The 22436-nt window shown below is 44.9% G+C and carries 12 protein-coding genes, 1 tRNA gene and 2 pseudogenes; 7 read left to right on the top strand and 8 right to left on the bottom strand.

The window, feature by feature from the left end; genetic code table 11:
* Positions 1–67: 67 nt before the first annotated feature.
* Genes recD through J3492_RS10745 form a run of 3 tightly spaced genes read right to left on the bottom strand, consistent with a single transcriptional unit; the run spans position 68 to position 11348 of the window.
* Positions 68–2281: an exodeoxyribonuclease V subunit alpha gene (gene recD, locus J3492_RS10755; RefSeq protein WP_207992053.1), complete on the bottom strand. Its 2214-nt coding sequence runs from the start codon at positions 2279–2281 to the stop codon at positions 68–70.
* Positions 2282–2341: 60 nt separating this feature from the next.
* The gene (locus J3492_RS10750) at positions 2342–6871 is read right to left on the bottom strand and encodes a UvrD-helicase domain-containing protein (RefSeq protein WP_243453227.1); all 4530 of its coding nucleotides are present in this window, start codon (positions 6869–6871) and stop codon (positions 2342–2344) included.
* Position 6872: 1 nt separating this feature from the next.
* Positions 6873–11348 carry an exodeoxyribonuclease V subunit gamma gene (locus tag J3492_RS10745; protein ID WP_207992052.1) on the bottom strand — a complete coding sequence of 1492 codons (4476 nt, stop codon included), beginning with the start codon at positions 11346–11348 and terminating at the stop codon, positions 6873–6875.
* Between the two features lie 441 nt (positions 11349–11789).
* Between J3492_RS10745 and J3492_RS10740 the strand changes: the two genes are divergently transcribed.
* The 3 genes from J3492_RS10740 to J3492_RS10730 all read left to right on the top strand — a co-directional run bounded on the left by J3492_RS10740 (position 11790) and on the right by J3492_RS10730 (position 13367).
* Positions 11790–12302 carry a hypothetical protein gene (locus tag J3492_RS10740; protein ID WP_207992051.1) on the top strand — a complete coding sequence of 171 codons (513 nt, stop codon included), beginning with the start codon at positions 11790–11792 and terminating at the stop codon, positions 12300–12302.
* Between the two features lie 79 nt (positions 12303–12381).
* On the top strand, positions 12382–13218 hold the full coding sequence (locus J3492_RS10735; protein ID WP_207992050.1) for a type 2 periplasmic-binding domain-containing protein: 837 nt from the start codon (positions 12382–12384) through the stop codon (positions 13216–13218).
* 73 nt (positions 13219–13291) lie between these two features.
* Positions 13292–13367 (top strand) — tRNA-Arg (locus J3492_RS10730).
* Between the two features lie 152 nt (positions 13368–13519).
* Here the strand turns inward: J3492_RS10730 and J3492_RS10725 are convergent.
* Positions 13520–13948, bottom strand: a pseudogene (locus tag J3492_RS10725) (aldehyde dehydrogenase family protein); the annotation flags it as partial.
* A 172-nt stretch (positions 13949–14120) separates the two neighbouring features.
* On the opposite strand from J3492_RS10725, the gene mdlC reads away from it, so the two are divergent.
* From mdlC to J3492_RS10705, 4 genes are all read left to right on the top strand, one after another.
* Complete coding sequence (gene mdlC, locus J3492_RS10720; protein WP_243453226.1) at positions 14121–15740, top strand: benzoylformate decarboxylase; 1620 nt, start codon at positions 14121–14123, stop codon at positions 15738–15740.
* A 265-nt stretch (positions 15741–16005) separates the two neighbouring features.
* Positions 16006–16248 (top strand): cupin domain-containing protein, encoded by a 243-nt coding sequence (locus J3492_RS10715; RefSeq protein WP_207992047.1) that lies wholly within the window; start codon positions 16006–16008, stop codon positions 16246–16248.
* 52 nt (positions 16249–16300) lie between these two features.
* Positions 16301–16939 carry a maleylacetoacetate isomerase gene (gene maiA, locus J3492_RS10710; protein ID WP_207992046.1) on the top strand — a complete coding sequence of 213 codons (639 nt, stop codon included), beginning with the start codon at positions 16301–16303 and terminating at the stop codon, positions 16937–16939.
* A 31-nt stretch (positions 16940–16970) separates the two neighbouring features.
* Positions 16971–17837, top strand: a complete 867-nt coding sequence (locus J3492_RS10705) for an IclR family transcriptional regulator (protein WP_207992045.1) — start codon at positions 16971–16973, stop codon at positions 17835–17837.
* Between the two features lie 32 nt (positions 17838–17869).
* On the opposite strand, the gene J3492_RS10700 is transcribed toward J3492_RS10705, so the two are convergent.
* From J3492_RS10700 to J3492_RS13250, 4 genes and pseudogenes are all read right to left on the bottom strand, one after another.
* Entirely contained in the window at positions 17870–18874 is a 1005-nt protein-coding gene (locus tag J3492_RS10700) for a radical SAM/SPASM domain-containing protein (RefSeq protein ID WP_207992044.1), read from the bottom strand.
* Positions 18831–19907, bottom strand: a complete 1077-nt coding sequence (locus J3492_RS10695) for an RNA-guided endonuclease InsQ/TnpB family protein (protein WP_207992043.1) — start codon at positions 19905–19907, stop codon at positions 18831–18833. The genes J3492_RS10700 and J3492_RS10695 overlap by 44 nt, the downstream gene beginning before the upstream one ends.
* 99 nt (positions 19908–20006) lie before the next feature.
* Entirely contained in the window at positions 20007–20402 is a 396-nt protein-coding gene (locus J3492_RS10690; RefSeq protein WP_207992042.1) for a hypothetical protein, read from the bottom strand.
* A gap of 101 nt (positions 20403–20503) precedes the next feature.
* Positions 20504–22132 (bottom strand): annotated as a pseudogene (locus J3492_RS13250) (arylsulfatase).
* Positions 22133–22436: the final 304 nt, after the last annotated feature.

Below are 22436 nucleotides of genomic sequence, written 5' to 3'. Positions count from 1 at the left end.
TATCATAATTTAAAGCAAAAAAGCATCCAATATGGATGCTTTTTTTACTTAACGATTTTAACAATTTTCAGTCCAGATTTTCAAACTGTAAGCCAAGACCTGTATATCGTTCGGTTGGTGTCTGTACTGCCAGCTCAAAAGCTTGCTTGGTGCTATAAATGGTGACATGTTTTTTGGCTCGAGTAACGGCAGTATAAATGAGCTCTTTACTCAGTAGACGTATATGACTGCTGTCAAAAGTGATGGCTACATGATCAAATTCAGACCCTTGCGACTTATGAATGGTCATCGCATAAGCCGTCGCCACCAATTCTTCATTTAATAAATTGACTGCGATACCTTGAGTTTTATTTTCAAAAAACACCTCTAACCGATCAGCACTGCCCTCTACCTGCAAACAAAATCCTATATCACCATTAAAAAGCCCAAGCTCGTAATTGTTTTGCAATATCATCACAGGACGACCATGAAACCAAGTATTCTGACCCAATGGTAGCTCTAGCTCAGTCAAATGCCACTGAGTCAGATAATTATTGATATGACGATCGCCCCATTCACCATTATGACCTGCACTTAATACTCTAAATTGATTAAAGCTGTCTGTTAGTAGAGTAATGGTGTTTTTTACTTGTTCTGGCATGGATTTTTCTATTGGATGGTTTATTAGTTTTTTTATTTGGTATATATAATTGATATAGTTTTTTGATATTCTTTTTAAATAATTATTTTTGCTTAGGCTATTTTTAAATGTATTATCAATAGACGCTTCCATGTTTACCATATTAACAGCATTAAAATTTAATGTTTTATCCTGCCTTAGTAATTGCCAGATAGCTTGCAAGTCAGTGTCAGGCTTGTTGATCTGATGGGCGAGCTTACCAATACCTGAGTCAGCATCGAAGCGCCGGCTCTCAGTGAGCTGCGCATGTATGGAATACAAGGCAGGAATACGGCACAGGTCAGCCAATACGGCGCCTGCATCTACTGCGGCCAGCTGGTTCGCATCGCCTAACAATATCAACCTGGCACCAGGCTTTATAGCACTGACGAGATTGTTTGCAAGCTCTACTCCTAGCATCGAGGCTTCATCGACGATAATGATATCTTCACCAAGTGGGTTGTTTGCATCGTAGCGAGGTCGACCCGTCCGACCAATACCTAATAAACGATGAATGGTCTTGGCCTCTTGCAACTGCAGCTCGACATTTGCCACGTCTAGAGCGGCTTGTAGCGACTCTTGCATACGCTGAGCTGCTTTGCCCGTCGGTGCCGCCAATGCTAGGCTGGCACTGTCGGTACTAAACTTAATGCTTTTATGTGCTTCTCCCCCACTCTCAGCCGCTTGTTGTAGTGCAATGACCAACTGAGCAACAGTATAAGTTTTACCTGTACCCGGTCCACCTGTAATAATACTAAAAGCATGGTTATTGGCAATATTAATGGCAGCCACTTGCTGCTTATTTAAGTTTTTGGGTATGGATATCTTTAACGGGGTGATCTGCTGATTTAAGATATTGTAGATATTATTGGCTAAGTTGTACTCTGCTTGCCATGTACGGTGTATCCAAAAGGTGATGGATTGGGTGGTTACGTTTTTTTTGTTTTTAGTAGCTTGGTAAATGATTGGTTGATTTGTTCTGCTTAGGCTATTTATATCATGACAGTTCACATCGGCAAGTAATCTGTGCTTAGCAACCGTTTGCACAAATGTGCTAAAGTCGCTGTTTTTCAGTAGATCATAGAATGCTGTAACTAAGTTAAATCGCTTGCTGAGCATTTCTTTGTCGTGATTGCTAAGTGCTAACTGCGCCCACGTCTGCGACTGTCTAATAAACAAAACGTCCAATAATTCAAATAACGATGATTCAGCGCTAGAAATCTCATCTGTAGGTATCTCTATTAGGGCCTCTATCTGTCTTTTGGCTAATGGCAGAATTGGCGCTGCCAGTAAGCGTAATAAACGCTGTTGCCAAGCATAAAGCGTAACTGATTCACCGTTAATCCGACCTTGCGTTGGTGTCTCATGCAGATCCGCTTCGATTGTTAATACGGTATGCCCCTCTTCCAAATGAGTGGCCAACATAATCAACAAGGCATGAAACAAGCCGTTATCTTTTATATTATGCTCCATTTTAGCATCAGTATTGACCTCGTCATTGGCAGTCGTCGTTTGATATGCTGCTTTGGTTTGCTGACGACGCAGCAGTATATAGTCACTGATGTTGCTGGCCCAACTCTCTTGTGCGCCAACAATGCTCTTATTATTACTAGGTTTGCTCATGTTGTGTGGTTCTCTATTGTTATAAACGAACGATTGATGCGGTTATAGCTTTGATTTGTCTTAATCTGGCATACCAAATAGCTGGTCTAAGCTTTTAATAAAATCAATAGGAATATCCCAAGTGACTAACCCATAGCGTCTACTATGGCCAGCCTCGTCGTCTGCCTTGCTCTTTGGTGGCTGTGCGCCATCGTCATAGGATTGTGGGTCATAGACGCCTCGTAAAAACACATACTCTACTGCGCCGAGATACTTATCTTCATTACCAATATAGTCAGGTATTCTCATCGCTAAAAATCGATGTAAGGCAACCTGATAAATGGCCGCTTGTAGCCAGTATCCTGCTTTTGACATGGCTTTTTTGAGCATGTCCTCATCATAATCACTTAGGCTATTTCCTAGATAATTACTTTTATAGTCGACGACATAGTACTTGCCAGCATACTCATACACCAAATCAATTTCACCACGTAAATAACGATACAGATGCGCTCTGTCTTGTGGTATTAGTCTGACGTGCTTGTCGGTCTCATGGGGCAGATGCTGCTCAAACAACTGAGTGATATCTTGCGCTCTAAAACGCTCTGAGAGTCCCATATTAAACGCCAATTCAGCAAAACGCTGTGTCGAATCAAGCGCACGTAACGGCTGATTTGATGCCAATAACGGTGTATCTAGCACCTCTTCAATCCAGCCCAACAAGGCGTCATGTTTGCTCGCATCTACTGACTCTGCTGGCGAAAGTGTATTCAGCGCTCCTGAATGATTTGCCTGCTGCATTTGCAACAGTCGAGCTTGCTGTTCAGCGCTGCTATAGACTATCGGCAGCTGATAACCACTGACTGCCCGGTCGATGATAGTGGACCATTGAGAGTGATCATGAAAGTCGATTTTTTCAAATATTTCGTGCAAAAACGTACCTGCATTGGCCCCTTTGGTAAAGGTAAAGCGGATATCGTCTTCTGCTTTGGCATCATGGCTATAATTAAGGGTTGAGGATGCATCATCGCTTGGTTCCACTGATAGTGAGCGCAGCGCTGCCATAGGATTGATATCTAGTGCGTCATCAATACGCTCATCCACGACCACCATCGCCTGCATTGATTCATCTAGCTGACGAGCCAAAGCGGTAAAGCTGGTCTTGGCCCAACCATGGAAATAACGGTTTTTCATTACTTGCGAAAACTCAGCATACTCTATGGGCTCTGTACGCTCTACACTAGATTTAGTATTAGCATCAGTGTTTGGCGTATTCGAACCCACCTGCTCGGCTAAGTCACTAACAAACTCAGTGACACGCTGTCCTCTAATCATACCGATAATGCCTTTGAGTCTATCGGGTAACTCAAACTTATGCTCGGTAGCTTCAAACCAATAAAATACGGGTTTACGTGTCATATCTCTTGTATCGCTTGGATCTTTTAGCACCACATACAACTGCTCACTGGCACGAGTGAAGGCCACATAGCCGAGTCGACGTAGCTCTTCAAAGCCTTCTTGCGTCTCGATTTTGGTATAGTAGTCTTCGGTGGCCGCAGAGCTTTTTACCGCAGAAAACCGACGTCGATTGCTGATAGGCGTCTGCTCAAGTGACGTCTGTTCATTATCTGAGTGTTGTTCGTTATACAGATAAAGTCCGTATTTTTCTTTGTTACCTGACTGGCGACTGGCATCTCCCATCCCTAATACGTAGACGATAGGGAACTCCAATCCTTTAGACTTATGAATGGTCATCAGCTGGACGCCTGACTCTGTCGGTAACGGATACTGCTTGGCCCAATCACTACTGGGTGCTGCATCTAGGTGCTGTCTAAACCAAGCCAATAACTCGTGCTCACCCATACCGACACCGTACTGCGCCAAGACATCAAGCACATGGCGCAAATCCATGATATGGCGATCACCTTCAGGATGAGCTGCTAGCGCTTGCCAAACGCCCTGAGGCTGTATGGGATTTTTGTCCAATAAATAATGCAATGCCGATAAAATACCAAAATGCTGCCAGTTTTGAGCGCCTTGTTTGAGATGAGTGATAAAATCTTGGTAGCTCTTGTTATGACGGATCATCGTGCTGTCTGTTAAAGCACTGCTGTCGATACTATTACCTAAAGCACCATTATCTAAAGCGTCATCACGCTCAGCGACCTCTGACTCATAATCCACCATCATGGCTTTGACCTCTTTGATGCTCAAGCCATACATATGACTGGTCAATACCCGATTAACCATGTCATGACGATATGGATAAAGCATGGCACTCAGCAGCGCAGCGACATCCTCGGCCATGATGGTCTCAAAAATACTCACGTCACTGGTGGTTAGAGTCGGCACACCCAGCTTAACCAGTTCATCTTCCACTCGTTTTAGATCTTTTTTGGTACGGGCCAACACGCCGATATCACTAGGCGCAATGGGTTTATCTTGTAAAGTCTGCTGACTGTTGAGTAATGTGGCAATATGCTGCGCCGTAACTTCATACTCATCGTAATCAAGCGCCTTGTCATAGGGTGTATGCAGTACACTGACAGGCTGAGCAGAGAGCACATCAGTAATAAGCTTATGGCTTGAATATGGACTATCTATATTATGAGATTGAGAGGCATCAAACCAAGACAGCTGACTGTCTGTTTTTGCTGCTTTGATGTGCTGGTAATAAATGCCTGTACCCAGTTGTGCCAACTTATTATTATCTGTTGTCGCTGTCGGCATCCCAAACCAACAGTTAAGTGCTTCAATCACGCCAGCGTTGGACCGACGGTTGACATCAAGCGTCCACAGACTGTCTTTATTAAACTGCGATTTCATATAGTTATAGTTGGCCACATCACCGCCTCGAAACCCATAGATCGCCTGCTTGGGATCGCCAACCAACAATACAAACTCATGATGGGTTTTATGACTGGTAGACTGTTTGTCACTGTCCGTCGGTTTTTTCTTAGGCAAATAAATACTTTCGATCATGGTTGCCTGTTCACCATTGATATCTTGCGACTCATCAATTAAGGCAACTGGGTAATGGTGACGGATATAACGTGCCAGCTTTGGTCCCTGATTACCCGTTAAGGCTTGGTTGAGCCGTACCATCTGTAGACTAAAGGTCGTCTCTTTGCGCTCTTCTAGTATAACCGGCAGTCTGTTACGAACCGCCAGCACGATGTGGCGATTGAGATTGGCTAGGATTGTGATGATGTACTTCTCTAGTGTGTTACTTTCTTCAATATAGCGCTTAAAGTCACGTACCACCTGCAATTCATTAAATATTAAATTAATTCTTTTTCCATCTTGCGGTACACGAAACTGACTGCCGATGTTGTCCGTTTTTAAAAAAGCTTCAATCAGCTTACTTGTTTTTTTACTCTTATTAGATATAAAGCCATAGGCTGCTACACCAGACTCTTTTAATGTTTGAATAATTTTTGGCCACTCACCTCTATTATTGAATAACTGCCCCTTAGGAACTTTATAATATTCGCCATCAGGCTGAAAGAACCCATCTAGCTCGTCGCTGCGCTCAATGATACTGCGGATAAGCCGCTCATAACCTGCAAAAGAAAAATCACTGACGGGAACCTCATCAATTGGCGCTGAGATAAAGTTCAGCGAGCGAGTCACATAACTTTTGTGATCGCCAACCGTCGTCAGCTTGCCTTGTTGATCTAGCAAAGCATAGAGTTTGGGCTGCTCATGATACAGTCGGCTTTGAAACTGGCGCAGCTCGTCATGAATGATACTGTCCGTCACTTGCTCAATACTACTGTCTTCTATGATAGCCATCCCCTGCTGATGGCCCGTCTCACTACTGTATTCTGCTAGCCACTTTTGTGCCAAGCTATCAAGTGTGCCGACAAATAGCTTATCCAGTGTGGTCAGTACCAATGCGGTACGGCGAATGGCCTCTACCATTGAATAGCTGTGCACATGGTCGAGCAAGTAGCCAATTAGGTGTAGATTAACCGGATCTTGCATGGTCTCATCCAAACGTGCATAAGCTGCCTGCGTCATCAGCCATTTTTCACGCATTTTTTTGAGTTGCAAGCGCTTTTCTGCCAGCGTCTTGTTGTCATATTCAAGGTCTTGGTTAATCGTCTTATCGCTGTCTTGTGGTTGCTTATCCTGATCACTTGCAGGCACGACTTGTAGCGCTGCAGGATATAGGTGCTCTTTATGGCTTGGCTCAGCACTTAAAGTATTGACCCACTGGAGCAGCTGATAAAAATCCACCAAGCGGTCATGAATACGTTGGCGCATCTCGGCTGCGGCCGCTCGGGTAAAGGTGGTGGCGATGATTTGCTCAGGTGCACGCCGTGCCTCAATCAGCAAGCGCAGCACGATACCCGTCAATGTCCAAGTCTTGCCCGTACCCGCTGACGCTTCGATGAGATGCTGTCCTGTCAAAGCGATGTCGATCGCTGGTGTCACCTCTTCTTTAGGTCTGCCCTTGTCGATATCTTTAGCTGATTTTTTCTCTGTACTTTTATCTATATCAGCACCTTTGGTCATGGGGTTATCAAAACCATCTCGCGGCTCGTCTATTCGTATTTGGTCTAATCGCTCGTCACTAGCATTTAGGGATATCGTCTTGTCTGTCATATTAGCCCTCCAAGCTTTCTAAGGCATTAAACATTGGCTCATATAGCGGCTGCGCTAAGCTAGTCAAAGCATCAGATAGTGCGGCAAACGCATCTTGATCACGCAGTATGTATTGCCAAATGGCGTGCTGCGAGCATGTCTCGTAGACGGTATCGACATGATAGCCGGGTCGCAACCAATCTGAGAAGTCTGCTCGCTTTGGATAGTACGTGTTGTCTTCTGCTTTGCTACATTTATCAACAAAATTAAGGGCATACTCAGGCAATAAAGTCATGGGTACTTGACCTGACAAATTGGCAAAAACCGCCCATTTTATCAGCTCAACCACTGCCTCTTCATAGGCGATAGGATTTAGCCTAAAGGCAGTTGTTTTTTCATACTTTTTGATCTTGCCGCTGGGTTTATTAAAGCGCCAAATGCTCACACCATCAATGGCTGCTACTTGCTCAGCGCTGGTACATCTGGCGACTTGCCAATATAAATGCGCTAACCAAAACTTTAGTAAATGCTTAGGACTGGCGGAATTAGGCAGTATATTTAACCAGTATTTAGGTGACTGCTCGCTATAGCTCATCGATTCAGATTGACGACTCTGACTGTCATGATGGCTTGTAGACGTCTGTGGCTGCCTAACTTTTGGTACCACACCTTTTATTTTTATAACTTTTGGCAAGCGCTCAAGTAATGCCAGTGCTGCTGGATGGGCTTCGCTCAGCATTGTTGCCAGCTCGATTTGTACTGGATGTTCCATCGTTGGTGTCAGTAATTTTAGGCCTACCCTCTCATCTGGCTGATTGGCGCTAGGCTCAGTAGTGGCAATGCGTTGATCAACACCATTGTTTATGAGCTGCTCTTTAAAATCGATACATTGCTGCTGCAGTTTTTGTTGCTGATTGGGTAAGGTTGTTTGGCGGGCAATCCCAGCTGGCATCAGCTTTTGGTACATCAGCACCGAGCTGTTATTTTGCTCTCCATGCTCAGCCGTATCAGCATCTGCACCGTTGGCCATTTCATTGATTAAATATTCTTTGATCTGATAAGTGGTTAAATGGTCCAAAAACAGCGGCTCTTGCCGCTCCCTTGCTTCCTCGCCTTGTATCATATACACCTTTTGTGTGCGCAAAAATGCTTTGGCAGGGTGGCGTACTTGATACGCAAGTACGCCTTCAACATCTATCTCTCCGATATCAAACACGCTATCGACACCATGAGTAGTAAGTCCACTGTCAGCCAACCCCAACATATCGAGCAATATATGTAAGGTTTGGTGGTCAGCTTGCCCAAGTTGCCCTAAGCCATTACCAAATAGCTGTGCTATGGCGGCATATTGTGCTTTTGTCGGCAATCCCACTAAGGGCGTTTGCTGATGTGGCAGGCGCTGCTTTAGGGTCTCAAACACAGACTGCCATAGCGGGGCAGGTGGAAATTGCTTTTTTTGTGCCAGCTTGGTTTTGCGCATGGCTTTTTGTAACACAAGGTCTAACTCATCCATGGTGTCAGTAGCGCTTGGAGCTAAATCAGCATCAGTCTTTGTAGTCTTTGTGGCCTCTGGTGGCGTCATATAAGAATCGGAATCAACAGTATCTTCTACTTGCGTCTCAAATAAACTTTCATGAAACGGCAACGCTGGATGCTCAGTGACCAGCCACTGCTTGATGAGCTTAGGCAAGTAACGCTGAAGGTGCTGACTGGTAGTATCGATATGAGCAGGCAGGCTCTCTATAGTACTGACTTGCCACTGCACCTCACCTTGCAAAAACTGCAACAGCTCACTGACAGGATTGGCAGGCAGGTGCTCGTGAGTGTCCGTCAGGCTTTGACCATTATAAAATATCCAACATGCACTGCGAGCGCACAGCAATGCATCTAAAAATGCACCATTGTCATCATCCTCGCTTACTCTATCACCGCGGCGTGCCATGGCAGCTTTCATCAGGTCATAGCGATTATCTCGATCACGATCTGGAAACTCTGAGAGGTTCATATTAAGCATAACCACTAGCTCAAATGGCACATTGCGCAAGGCACCAAAGCGCCCAAAAGTAATCACCCCTGTTGGCTCAGCACTGACTTGCTGACTCTCAAGCTCGCCTTCGATACTGTCCAACATAAAACTGAGCTTGAGTGGCAATTGCTCAACGCCTGCCAGCGTTTGCTCGACTGCTGTATTGGCACTATCGATATTGGCATACTGCTTGTAATGGCGATTGGCACGCAAGCTAGATTTAAAGCCGTTCATCGCATTATAGATAGCTCGCATGGTGCGGGTTTGATCCACATCACCGAAATAACGATGGATCACTTGCGATTCAATCTGATCAAGCCACTCCTCGGCTTTTAGTTTTTTAATATGATCATCACGTCGATCGTTTAAGCCCGTATAAATACGACAGAGCGCCTCAACGATCATTGCATCCTCTAAGCTGACTTTCGGTAACGGCAAGCTCATCTCTGGTAAGGCCGTACTCGGCCAACTGCTTGGTGCTAATGGATATAAGCAGTCACTCATATCAGCCTCTGGCATGACCAACCCTAGCGTCAACCTATCAAGCGCCTGGGCAAAGCTAAAGCGATAATCAAAGTCGTTTTTATCTAGGGTTTGTTTAAGATGCCACTCATCAAAACCACGGATAAAACCGGCCTCAATCAGCAAATCACAGCCTCGGCTCATCTGCTCATGAGTCAGGCCAAAGCTCTCAAACAGCGGGGGCAACATCAACCAATCTAAAACTTCGGCGGCCTCAAAACGAGCACTGTCACTGCCTAACAGCTTATAAAACCCAGTAATCGCTTCCCATAACTGGCGGATGTCGGTATCGACCACGCCTGTGACCTTGGCAGGTAAAGTCAAACCGTCTTGCCCGCGCCCGCTTACAAAGATAGCGCTGATAAGCGCATGATGACGCTCCACGTCAGGCAGCAACACCACAATATCAGAGATATGACGCTTTTTTTCACCGGGCTTGATAGGTTCATTGAGCCAGCGCCCCACCATGATACGCAGTACTTCAAGCTGACGCTGGAGACTGTGGCAAGAGTGAATGCTTAGGCTATTATCTTGTAACGACATGGCCCACAGACGCTCTTTTTCAAAGCGTTTATTTTCTAACGCTTCATCCTCATACCAAGGCATATCAGTTGTCGCTGCGCTTGTTTTATCAAGAGATCCATCATAACTGTCGGTAGCACCTCCCTCAAAGCTGAGCTCTATTTGGCTGCCAACCGCTTTTGATACTTTGGCAGCTGTCGCTTGCTGAGTGGACTGCTCGTCAAGCATCAACACATCATTTTGTAGACGTCGTAGCAAGCTTGGATTGGTTTGTACTGAGTCGCTATCCACGCTGTGATCATCATAAGAATTTTTGTGTGAATGATCATCAAAATCATCATGCCATGCCACAAGCGCATCTTGATAGTGCTCATTGCCCGATAAGTTGGCAAGCATCGCAAAGGTGTCACGTGATTGTTTGCCCAAACGTGATAGTAAGCTGTGACCATAGTCACGCAAAAACACACTCTCAGGATTGATAATCTGCTGACGCTGGAGCCAAGACTTATCGACGATATCAGCCCAAAACAGCTTGGATGGATTATAGTGGAGCAAGGTGATATCCATGTACTGCGACAATCGCTGCAAAAAATCCAGCTCCGTCTGGGGCAGCTGCTGAATGGTAAATATACGGAGCACCTTTGGCAATTGGGCGCGCTCATTTGCTTTGTTTTCTGCCAATGCCGACCAAAACGTATCTTCTAGTGCACTGCGGTACTGGTATACATCAGCAAACAACTGTGACCACAAAAACCGCTGAGCAACTTCTAACTCGACATAATGTGCCACCAACCACTCAGGCGTACCACGAGCATACTGATCAAAGCGCAACGATAGCGCATCTTTATCTGCGATCAACTTCTCCACATTAAGTGGCGTGTTTTTTGACCACAACTCTAACCAGTCTTCACGATGGGTAAGATAGCGGTTAAACACCCTTGCTAAGTCACTTGCCAGCTGCCAGATTCGGGCATCCTGCTGCGCCTTATCCGGAGCTTCGCCCGCCTGCGACTCATCAATCAAAGATGCCAATAAGGGGTACACAGGATGATCTTGATCTGCAGTAAGGGTCTCTTGGTAATAAGTCAAATACCCAAACAAACGCCACTGCATGACTGTCGGCGACAACACTGCCACCTCAGGCACATTTAAGGGGACTGCTTCAGGACTTTTCGCCAATAAATAGGCGTTATGACAGCTCAACACATTTTGCATCAGCGTCCACTGATATTGGCCCCAAAACTTCGTGCGTACCAAGGTGCTGATACCAGCACGGCTAGCGATGGTCTTATCGAGCCAGTCACCGAGTACCATAGACGGTACAATGACGATAAAAGGCTCAAATACCGGTTGGTTTTTGGACTGGTATTGTACAAGCAGCTGATCGACAAGGTTTTCGGTACGGTGGGATTGTATAATGGTAAACATAAGCAGTATTCTAGCGATAATATTAAAAACAACAAAAATAATAAAAGCATCACAAGCCAACCGTTAAACCGTTAAAACAGTCAGACATGTGTTTTATCATAAAAAAGTTAACTACAGTAAAATAGAGAGATACAATAGTAAAAACCACCCTATACGACATCAGTATTTTAAAAAGACAGAGTATAAAAAGTAGGAAGTAGAATGTATACCATCTCATGGCTCATGCTTAGCAGTCGTACCTGTTATGTATTTCTGCTAAGATGACAGCGGCGCTCAATAGGCGACTATAGCTCTATACAGACAGTGTGTCATTGATAACAGTAATTTACCAGCACGCTACCGAGACGTTATGAGCGCTTGCGACATCTAATGTCGTCTTGTCTTGGTTTTTCAACTTCTATTTGCTTAGCCTTTAATTTAAAAAACGAGACCGCCGAATTTATGCCACTACGTCCAATAGATGCTATCTTTATCAATCCTGAAAGACGCCAATATGTCGTGTATTTTCGTGGTGAACTGTGGCAATTACCACGCATGAAAATCGATCATGCAGCATGGCTGCGCCGACAACCCTATGATGGTGATACCAACCATCTGTATCTGAGCCGCAATCAAGTGCTTACAGACCCTATATTGGCGCAAACACTGCGCACCCTAAACTTGCCAGACGCTGTGCGAGGCGTTACATTATCACGCTTTGAATCTTGGTGGGCGTTTCATGGTTTTGAATGGCTAAAAGAGCAGCTCAACGAAGGCAAGTCTCCTTTGGCCGCACACCAATCAGCAACACCTGCGACTTTCGAAGGTAGCCCTGTTACCTCCTCTGCAAGAACCGTGACAAGTCAGCCTGTAGTTGTAGCAACAGACACAGAACACCTACCTTCTTCTGCAAGTACAGATATCTTTGCGGATATGTTGACAGAACTGACCAATGAAGTGCTCAATAGACACTGAGTGATTCACGGTGATACTCTAAACCGTTTGTCTCTACAAAAACCGCCCTAACAACGAATTGATAAATGAGCCCTGTATCATGAAAGACTATAAGCTTATATTGGCCATGCTAATCTTACTGATACTGCTCATATTTATCGGGGCTTTTTTATGGTTATGGGGCAACAATCAAAAAAACATAGATCCACTGCCCATTACCTTTAATGAGCGCAGTAATAAAGTGGTCAATGATGAAAACAAAGCAGATGATAGTGTTGTTGAGGTGCTCCACTTGCAAGCAGAAAATGGCTTAAAGACACCTTTGGATGATGTCATTAGCCGCTTTGAAAAGCGTCATCCAAATATAAAAGTTAGCGCTCACTATGTACCTAGTAATGTCTTAATGAGACTACCAGACGTGGATGATATTGCTCATCAACGGCCAAGCTATTCTGTCAATCCCGACATCATTATGGCCAATGACAGCTTGTCTAAAGCGCATTTATCACCACTACAAACGCTGTTGAACGACAGTCAGAATCAAAAGAATGCTGGCACTCGTGCGGATGACAGTATAGTGCTGGATGAGTTTAAAATAGAGAAAGTCAGCAACGACAATGACAATACTCAGCCGGTCGCTAAAAATGACAATCAAGAAGCCCGCCAGCTGGTACCTTTTAGCTATGCACTCAAAGATAACAGTACCGTTGATGGTGTAATTTTAACGGATAATTCAGCTGCTATCAGCTTTCGAAACTTCTTACTCTCGAGTATGGGGCAGGATATTTTAAAGCAATATGACTATGATAATATCGAAGGTTATAAAAACAGCTTGGATGATTTGTTTAACCCAAGCTCACAAACCAAGGCGCAAGATGAACAGCAGACCAGCAAAGGGGATGTAGAGATAGCAGACGCACTCAGTAATGGAAAGTAGCGACGTGTCTTATGCATGAAGTCTTTATGCATTGCTTTTATAGCGTCTTTTTTTTACAATACCACTCCTCCGTGCGCCTATAGCTCAACAGGATAGAGCAGTCGCCTCCTAAGCGACCGATCGGGGTTCGAGTCCCTGTGGGTGCGCCAATCATACCTACCAAAAACTTTAGCTATTATGTAGGGTCTAGGCAGACCAGGTATCGATACATATTGTCTAAAAACAGCTGACGCTCATACCATCTTTGAATGAGCAATAGACCCTAGCAATAACTACGTTGAGAGTATCAAAGTACCTGTTATCAGTCTTCAACCACACCTGGCTGCAAGACAATATGCTTCACTTCAATAAAGTCCTCTAGCGTTGATTGTCCACGTAGACGGCCCACACCGCTTTGCTTATAACCACCCTCTTCAAACTCATCTCGCATCACCGCCCAGTCGTTAAACCAAATCGTACCTGCTTCAACTTCGCGGGCCACACGCAAAGAGCGATTTAAATCGCTTGTCCAGATACTAGCAGATAGACCATATTCAGTAGCATTGGCCATGTCAATGGCTTCACGCTCAGTGTCAAAGACTTGCAAGGTCAGCACCGGACCGAAGATTTCTTGTTGTACGATGTCCGCTTGGCTGTCATCCACCTCAAGCAAGGTAGGCTGATAAAATGCGCCATTAGCAAGCTCACCATCACGTATCGGTCCGCCGCATACCAACACTTTGGCACCCTTACAAGGGCGTTAGTCAACGCCGCTGGCGAGTTCCATGGGGTAATGATGCCAGCGACTCCGACGGCTTCTTTGATAATACTAATTTTTTGGTAAATCATTTTGCTATAGTAAAATAGAGATCTAGTAATACAAATTCATTACTGCCACCCCATTATCAACAAGGATGTTGTCTATGTCTCGCTCTGAATCTGCCCCCGCTTTTAACAATGTAAATACCGTCCAGCAAATCACCTTTCGCCTGATGCGTGAACTGGGTATGACCACGGTATTTGGCAATCCTGGCTCAACTGAGCTCAATTTTTTGAATAATTTTCCTGAAGACTTCGACTATGTGCTTGCGCTACAAGAAGCCTCTGCAGTAGCAATGGCAGATGGCTATGCGCAAGCCACGAACAATGCTGCATTTGTCAACCTGCATTCAGCAGCAGGGTTAGGCAATGCGCTGGGTAACATCTACACCGCCTTTCGCAATCATGCGCCGCTAGTTATTACCGCTGGACAGCAAACTCGCAGTATCTTGCCTTTTGCGCCCTACTTAGGCGCAGAGCACGCCGCAGAATTTCCCAAACCTTATGTGAAGTGGAGCATTGAGCCGGCGCGCGCCGAAGACGTACCCTTAGCTATCGCCCAAGCTTATCATATCGCTATGCAGCACCCACGCGGCCCGACCTTTGTGTCTATTCCCTCTGATGATTGGGACAAAACCACCGTCATGCCCAATTATTCAAAAGTCACTGGCGGTAGCACGCCAAGCTCAGATGCCATGGCTCAATTAGTCAACGCTTTAACACACAGTCAAAACTTGGCTTTGGTAGTGGGATCAGACATCGACCGACAAGGTGCATTTGAGTCGATAGTTACTCTCGCTGAGCGCTTGCAAGCGCAGGTATGGGAAGCGCCCAACTCTAGCCGAGCGAGCTTCCCTGAAGATCATCCACAGTTTGCAGGGTTCCTGCCAGCTCTACCAGAACCGCTCTCAGCCAAACTTGCTGATTATGACGTGGTTTTGGTGATTGGTGCACCTGTCTTCACCTTGCACATGGCAGGTGAGATGCCACTGTTTGACTCTGAGGTAGCAATATACCAAATCACCGATGATCCGATGTATGCGGCACTTGCTTCGGCAACGACGACTTTGTTCGGTACGGTAGCACTCAGCATTCAAGCACTTATAGAGCAACTACCCCAGAGCGACAAGGCGCCAATAACCAAATCCATTCGCCCTCGGGCTCCACAAGTCAGTGCAGCAACGCCAATACCCATCGAGTATGCCATCGATGTGCTTGCCAACGCCCGCTCTGCCGACGCTATCATCGTGGAGGAGGCACCCTCTCATCGTCCCGCGATTCAACGTTTTTTGCCCATTACCCAAACAGGTGGCTTTTATACCATGGCCAGTGGCGGACTAGGTTATGGCCTGCCTGCCGCGGTTGGCGTAGCGCTCGCTACCAGTAAACGGGTCATATGCGTGGTGGGTGATGGCTCGTCAATGTACTCAATTCAGGCACTGTGGACGGCGGTGCAATCAAACCTGCCCCTCACTGTGATTGTGCTCAATAACTTTGGCTACGGGGCAATGCGCTCATTTAGCAAGATTACAGGAAGCGAAGCCATTCCAGGGACTGACTTACCTGCTATTGACTTTGTAAAGCTGGCCGAGAGTATGGGTTGTCCTGCCGCTCGCGTGAGTCAGCATGAACAATTAGCCGAGGCAATAAGTATTGCCTTAGCCGCATCTGGCAGCTACTTGTTAGAAATCATTGTCGATCCAGATACTGGGGCAATTTATTAGAGTTTATTTTATAGAGGCTTATCTTTTGATAATCTTTGTTTAGGCTATCTTAAAACGATCATAAAAAGTAATTGCTATCAGCGTCTAATCTTCTAGCACCCTTTTCTCTGTTGCTACTTATCATTGATTTAGCCTTATTTATAAATATAAGTAACTTTAACTATACTATTAGTGATCAAATATTTCATATTGCGTAACTCACTATAAATAGTGTAAATTTACAGTGCATAACTTTTAAAGAGTTAAAGAACGGATTTTTGTCAAAATGTTACGTTTACCTAGACGCTCATGTGCCATGATACTTCATATGATAGAAGGTGATATCATCGTGGATGTTGATGACGTCAGACACGAGCTGATAGACTCTGATACCAGCTGCGCCCCTTGCTTTGCCAATATCACTTTGACCAATACCAAGGACACACCGGCGTTTGTTTTTGTGGCAGATGAATCTCCTTTTCAAAAGAAACTCGGCCTTTACTCCGAACGTCCAAGAACTGACATCTAAGTCTTTCGACACTTTACTCACAAAACTTTCATAACCATAAGGATTGATGATAATGAAACTATATGGCTACTTTCGTAGTGGTACCTCGCATCGTGTTCGTATTGCGTTAAATTTAAAAGGGCTAGACTATGAGTCAATGTCAGTCAACTTAGCCCAAGATCAGCAGTTAGAGCCTGAGTTTAAAGCGCTCAACCCACAAGGCCTTGTCCCTGTCCTGCAAACCAACGATCTGCAATTGTTTCAAAGCCCTGCCATTTTAGAGTGGCTAGAGGAGACTTATCCTGATACATCCCTGCTGCCGAAAGACAGTGCTGGACGTATGCGTGTGCGGGCGTTGAGTGCCATGATAGGCTGTGACATTCATCCCATCAACAACCGCCGTATTTTGCAGTATTTGCGTAACGAGCTTTCTGTCGAAGAAGAACAAGTTAAGCTTTGGTGCCAGCGCTGGATAAACGATGGGTTTACGGCATTAGAAAAGCTGCTTGCTGAAGATAAAGAACGTGGTGATTTTTGTTATGGCGACAGTCCTACGCTTGTAGAGTGTTATTTGATACCACAAGTATACTCGGCACGGCGCTTTGGGGTAGACATGAGCGCTTATCCTATCATTGAAGCCATTGACAAGCATTGCCATACCCTGCAAGCATTTATCGATGCAGAACCGAGTAATCAAGAAGATGCTTTGTAACATCGTTTTTTAAATTTAAATAAGGCTCACCATGTCATCAGCAAAAACTGCCACAAGTAAAAACCAAGGCGGCATACAGTCACTTGAGATAGGCCTATCCATACTCGATGTACTCATCGAGTATAACGAGCCGATGATGCTAAAAGACATTGCTCAAGCAATGCAAATGCATCCTGCTAAAACACACCGATATTTAGTGAGCCTTATTCGGAAAAAGTACGCTCGTCAACTTGATGATGGTCGTTATAAAGTCGGAGAGCGAGTGAGCGCCTTAGCCTATACAGGTTTTAATCAAAACAACACCTTCGAGCGCCTAAAGCTTATTGCAAACGAAATCAAAGATCTTCTAAACTGTGGGGTGCAAATCGCCAAATGGTTTAATGATGGGCCAGTAGTGATACATCTGGTGGAGCCTGACAGCCCTATTAGCATCATCACCCGTATAGGCTCACGCATGCCATTAACCACCTCTGCTACTGGCAGGCTGTTTGCCAGTTATCAGCCTGACAACATCATCAAACCCTTAGTATCCACCGAATGGCAAAACAAAGTCGAGAGTCCATCCTCTCATCTTGCGCAAAAAAATGATCTGGTCACAAACTGGCAAGATTTCACGCAATTGCAAGCAGAGATTCGCAAACAAGGGTATGCGGCTGTCACGGGGGTTCTTTTTATGGGGATCAATGCCATTAGTATCCCTGTTTTTTTGGCACAGACCGCCGAGCCTACTGACGCTCTCAGTATTAACGTATCTGATAATAGCATCCTACCAGAAAGCCACAGGTTGCTAGAATATGCTGTTACCGTTATCGGTACGACTGAACAACTCCCAGCAAGTAAACACCATCAAATCGCCAAGAAAATACTGGCGATCGCTGAGCGTTATCAGATGGTTTAAAAAGTCCACAAATAAGCTGCTCACTATATTTACTAATGCCAGCCTAATTTGGTTTTAATAAGGGATAGATCTGAGCGCACTTGAGCATAATACATTTTTAGCCCAGCACAGAGATAGCTTAGCCCCACGTCGCCATCGGGGGTTTTGATAAAACGGTGTTTAGGACAATCGCCCCAACACAGTGTTAAAAAATCACACTGTTTACAATACTCAGGCAAAGTGCTTTGTTTAAGATAGCCGAACTGCGTTTGCTTTTTGCTAAAAGCCAAGTCTCCTTGATGAGTATGATGAATGTTGCCAAGCTTGTATTCTGGATAGACAAAGTGATCACAGCAATACAAATCGCCATTGTGCTCCAATGCTAGAGCCTTGCCGCAAATAGCAGCAGTGGTACATTTTTGGGCGCCTTTATTAAGGATCTGCGAAAGGGTGTTTTCGAAATGATCAACAAATACACGACCGATATCCGCCTCTATCCACTCCTGCCAAACCGTGGTCAAAAACTCGCCCCACCCTTCAGGTGTAACCGACCACGCCGTTACCACGTCGCCAGTCTCGTTTCCATCAACTGACGCTCCCCACTCATCTATTTTCTTTAACGAATCAGGCTGCCAATGCAAGGGCGCCACTTGCTTAAAATCAAGCGGTTCAACCCCAGCCAAAAACTGAATCATGCGCGGCGCAACTTCATCTCGCAAAAATCGATAGACAGCCAAAGGCTCTTTAGCATTTGCATCATTAACGACGCACAATGCATTGAAAGGAATATCGTACGCTTTTAGGCGCTTAATGGCTGCCATAACCAGATCATGCGTCGGTTTGTCATTATTGGTACGGCGGTAGCGATCATGTAGATGCTTGGGGCCGTCAATAGAGATACCGACTAAAAAGTTATTGGCGGCTAAAAACTGACACCACTTATCATCCAATAGCAGGCCGTTGGTTTGGATATCATTTTGACTTCCTCCCCTCCCTAAAGTGAGGGGATACCTACTAAAGACGGCCAAGCCCGACCGCGAGAATGTTTTTTGCTCCATTAACGTCACGTTGATGGGTCGTTTTACAAGAACGACAAAACCACTCTCTTATACCAAGACCCTCTCTACCTTTCGGACTGTCTTGGCGAGAGCCGCAACACGAGCAGGTTTGGGTGGTGTACGCTTCATTGACTTCGATATAGTGGCAACCTGCGTTCGCGCATTTATAATCCAGTTGCCGCTTAATCTCAAACCAACCAGCATCATAGACGGATTTGGCCAGTTTGGATGAAGTGAATGAGTTTGATTTTATTTTACCAACAACGATTAAGCTGTTGGCTTTGACAAGCTTTGATGTGAATTTATGGATCAAGTCTTGGCGGGTGTTTTTAATCTTGGCATGAATGGCCTTAACCCGTTTTTTATTCTTGGCTCTTTGAGCGATGGCCAGTTTTTCTGCGTATTGATGGGTCAGCTTAGTGGTTAGAACTTCACCATCGCTACTGACAGCTGAATCCTTACAGCCTAAATCAATACCGACTTGGCCAGTACCACACTTAGTTTTTGGAAATTCTTTGACGGTGATACAGGCGTACCACCTGCCTCGTGCATCTTGTACCAGCTCACAGGTGTTAATGGTATAGAGCGAGAGGTTATAGCTATCCCATAAGTCAATGATCAGCTTTTTGCCTTTAGCTAAGCTGAATTGTAGGGTGGTTTTTAGAGACTTTTTACCGCTTTGGCGCGTACTGATATGCTTAATAGCGGTTTTCTTAAACGGAATCCAGCCCAAGCTTCTTCTCTTGGCCTTTGGGTTGTTGGTACGCCAGTTGAGTTTGGCTTTTTTGAATTGTTTACGGGATTTAGCGTGAACCTCACTAATCGCTTGCAAGGTTTGACTGTGCAGATTCAGGTATTCACCCGCCCCTTTAGTGTAAGCGGCCAAGTCATAGGCTGAAAAGAATTTACCTGTGCGCTTAAGGTGTTTAAAACTAAGCTCATTAACGTAATTCCAGACAAAATTAACCGCCCCAGTTAAGATATTGAGCTGAGTGGCATGTTTGTCTTTGATGCGTAGTTTGAGCGTTTTCATGGAGTAATTATGATCTCAATGTGTTTGGTTATCAAGGAGTTCGCCATACTGGGCGACAACAACTGACGCCTGATATCCACGCCCTAGAAGGACGGGGTTTTACGGCGTTAAATGATAAATTATCATGTCGTCAGGTGCATACTGCTTTTGCAACGCAACCACTCTGGCGAAGAAGTCTAGCCCCATCAATGTTGGCTCTCCGCCTTGCCAAGTAAACACCACTTCTTCGGCACCAAATTGTGCCTCAATGTATTGTCTAATATGCTGATCCAGTGTCGCTTCAGGCATGCGTGGATGCTTAGGTTGATTGAGCAGGTCTTGTTTGTGTAGATAAAAGCAATAGTCACAGTTGATATTGCAAGCAGAGCCACTTGGCTTGAGCATGGTATGAAACCGATAAGCGACCTGCTCATTATCAGCGATTCTAAGTTTAGGATATATGCTTGGGTTATTTGAGGTATTTGGATTTATAGGTACGGTAGGAATACGGTTCATAAGTCAGGCTCTTTAAAATCCAAATACACCTATCACAATACATGACTTTATCATTGATTATGATAGGTATAATTTTCGGGTTTGCTATCAGATAACTATGTTTATTTGCTAGTAGGCGATACTTCAACCACACCAACCTTTTTCGCATAGTCATTATAATTTGCAATCATGCTATCTAGGATTTTTGGATATTGCTCAGCGATATTAGTAGTTTCACCTGGATCTTGAGCCAGATTATAAAGCTGCCATTTTTGTGTTGGTAGAGCATCAGCATCCAATCCAGCAAACCTATGGGTGTTTGCCAGTGCCTTAAAGTCTCCAAAGCGCACCATTTTAGCGCCATTCATTTCCAGTACTTTAGGCTCATAAGGCCCCTGTGCACCAAGCTGCGGCTGCATAAGCGCTGGCATCAAGGTCTCCCCATCTATAGTAGCTTTACCTTTTGGCGTGGTTTTTGGTACGCCAGTAATATCTAAAATAGTGGGTGCTAAATCCATCAGGTTACTGTACTTATCGGATACTGTAGATTTAGGAATACCAGGACCACTGGCGATTAACGGAGAACGCACGCCTCCTTCTGAAGTGTAGCCTTTAAAAAGAGAAAACGGCATATTAGATGCTTGAGCCCAGCCAGTACCTGTCGATACATAGCTATCGAAGTTGCCCATATTTGCAAGCGAGTTATCATGGTCGTTATTAACCCAGTCTTTCCAGCGTCCTGCGGTCTCACGATATTTCCCCGCAGCACCATTGTCAGAGAAGAAGAAAATATAAGTATTGTCAAGCTCACCTTTTTCTCTAAGATTATCGACCACCCTACCGATATTGGCATCCATATTATCGACCATAGCAGCATAGATCTGCATGCGTTTGATCTCTTTTTGTCTGTCTTCCTCGCTAAAGCTGTCCTATGATGGATAACCTACCATAGTCGGTTGTTTGGCAGAGTCAGGAATAAAGTTTAGTTTCTTAGCATTTTTAAAACGTTGTTCAGCCAAAGCACGTGGCCCATCGTGATAATAACCACTATACTTTTCGATATCTTCACGTGGCGCTTGTAGCGGAGAATGCGGGGCCGTGAACTGCAAATAGGCAAAGAAAGGTGTATTGTCTGGACGTTTATTTAAAGATTCAATTAAGTAATCTGCAAAAGTCGTCGATGAATAAAAATCATCAGGCAACTCAACCAACTCACCGTTTAACCGATATGGTTGATCACCATCTGGACCATCTGGATAGTTATCACGCTTAAAATGATTACCATCACCTTTTAAGTAAACAAAAGAATCATCAAAGCCCCATTTATTGGGTGCGTTCTCAGGTTTAGTACCGAGATGCCACTTACCAGACATCACCGTATAATAGTCTGCTTGCTGTAAACGTTGGGCAATAGTTAGAGCCTTGTCATTAAGATGCCCGACATAGTCAGGATCAGCCTTTTGTTCAGGTGTGCTAAGCTCAATTAAGTTACCCAACCCAACTTCATGTGGATCAGAACCGGTTAAAAAAGTCGCTCGAGAAGGCGCTGAGTAGGGCGTCACTGAAAAGTCAGTAAAGCTCACGCCATTTTCTGCCAGCATTTGTAGATTAGGAGTCTCAATCTCACCGCCATAAGGAGAGATATCTGAAAACCCTAAGTCGTCAGCCATGATAACCAAGACGTTAGGTTGTTTTTGTATATCAGTGTTAGAGACAGCATTTGCCACTGTGGCCGCATGTGTGACTGACATTCCAGTCAGCATCATCCCTGAACTGATAACTAGCTTATGATTAAAAGCAGTCATTATCTATATCCTTATATTTTTTTAAACACTGTTAAACACTGTGTTGCTAGCAGTATGTTTCTATAGAACCATACTGCTAACTGACTCAACCCTATCCCCCCAGCAGTCCTAGCGAGATCACCGGGAAAGCGAGTAGGATTGCCAGCCTGACAAAGTCAGAGACAATAAAAGGCGCCACCCCCCTAAACATCTCCGACAGCTTAATATGCGGTGCCACCGCCTTAATCACAAAGATATTCATCCCCATCGG

The sequence above is a fragment of the Psychrobacter coccoides genome (genome assembly GCF_017498085.1).
Taxonomy (GTDB): Bacteria; Pseudomonadota; Gammaproteobacteria; order Pseudomonadales; family Moraxellaceae; genus Psychrobacter; species Psychrobacter coccoides.
Note: the sequence above shows the minus strand (reverse complement) of the source record. Positions and strands in the feature narration are given on the sequence as shown.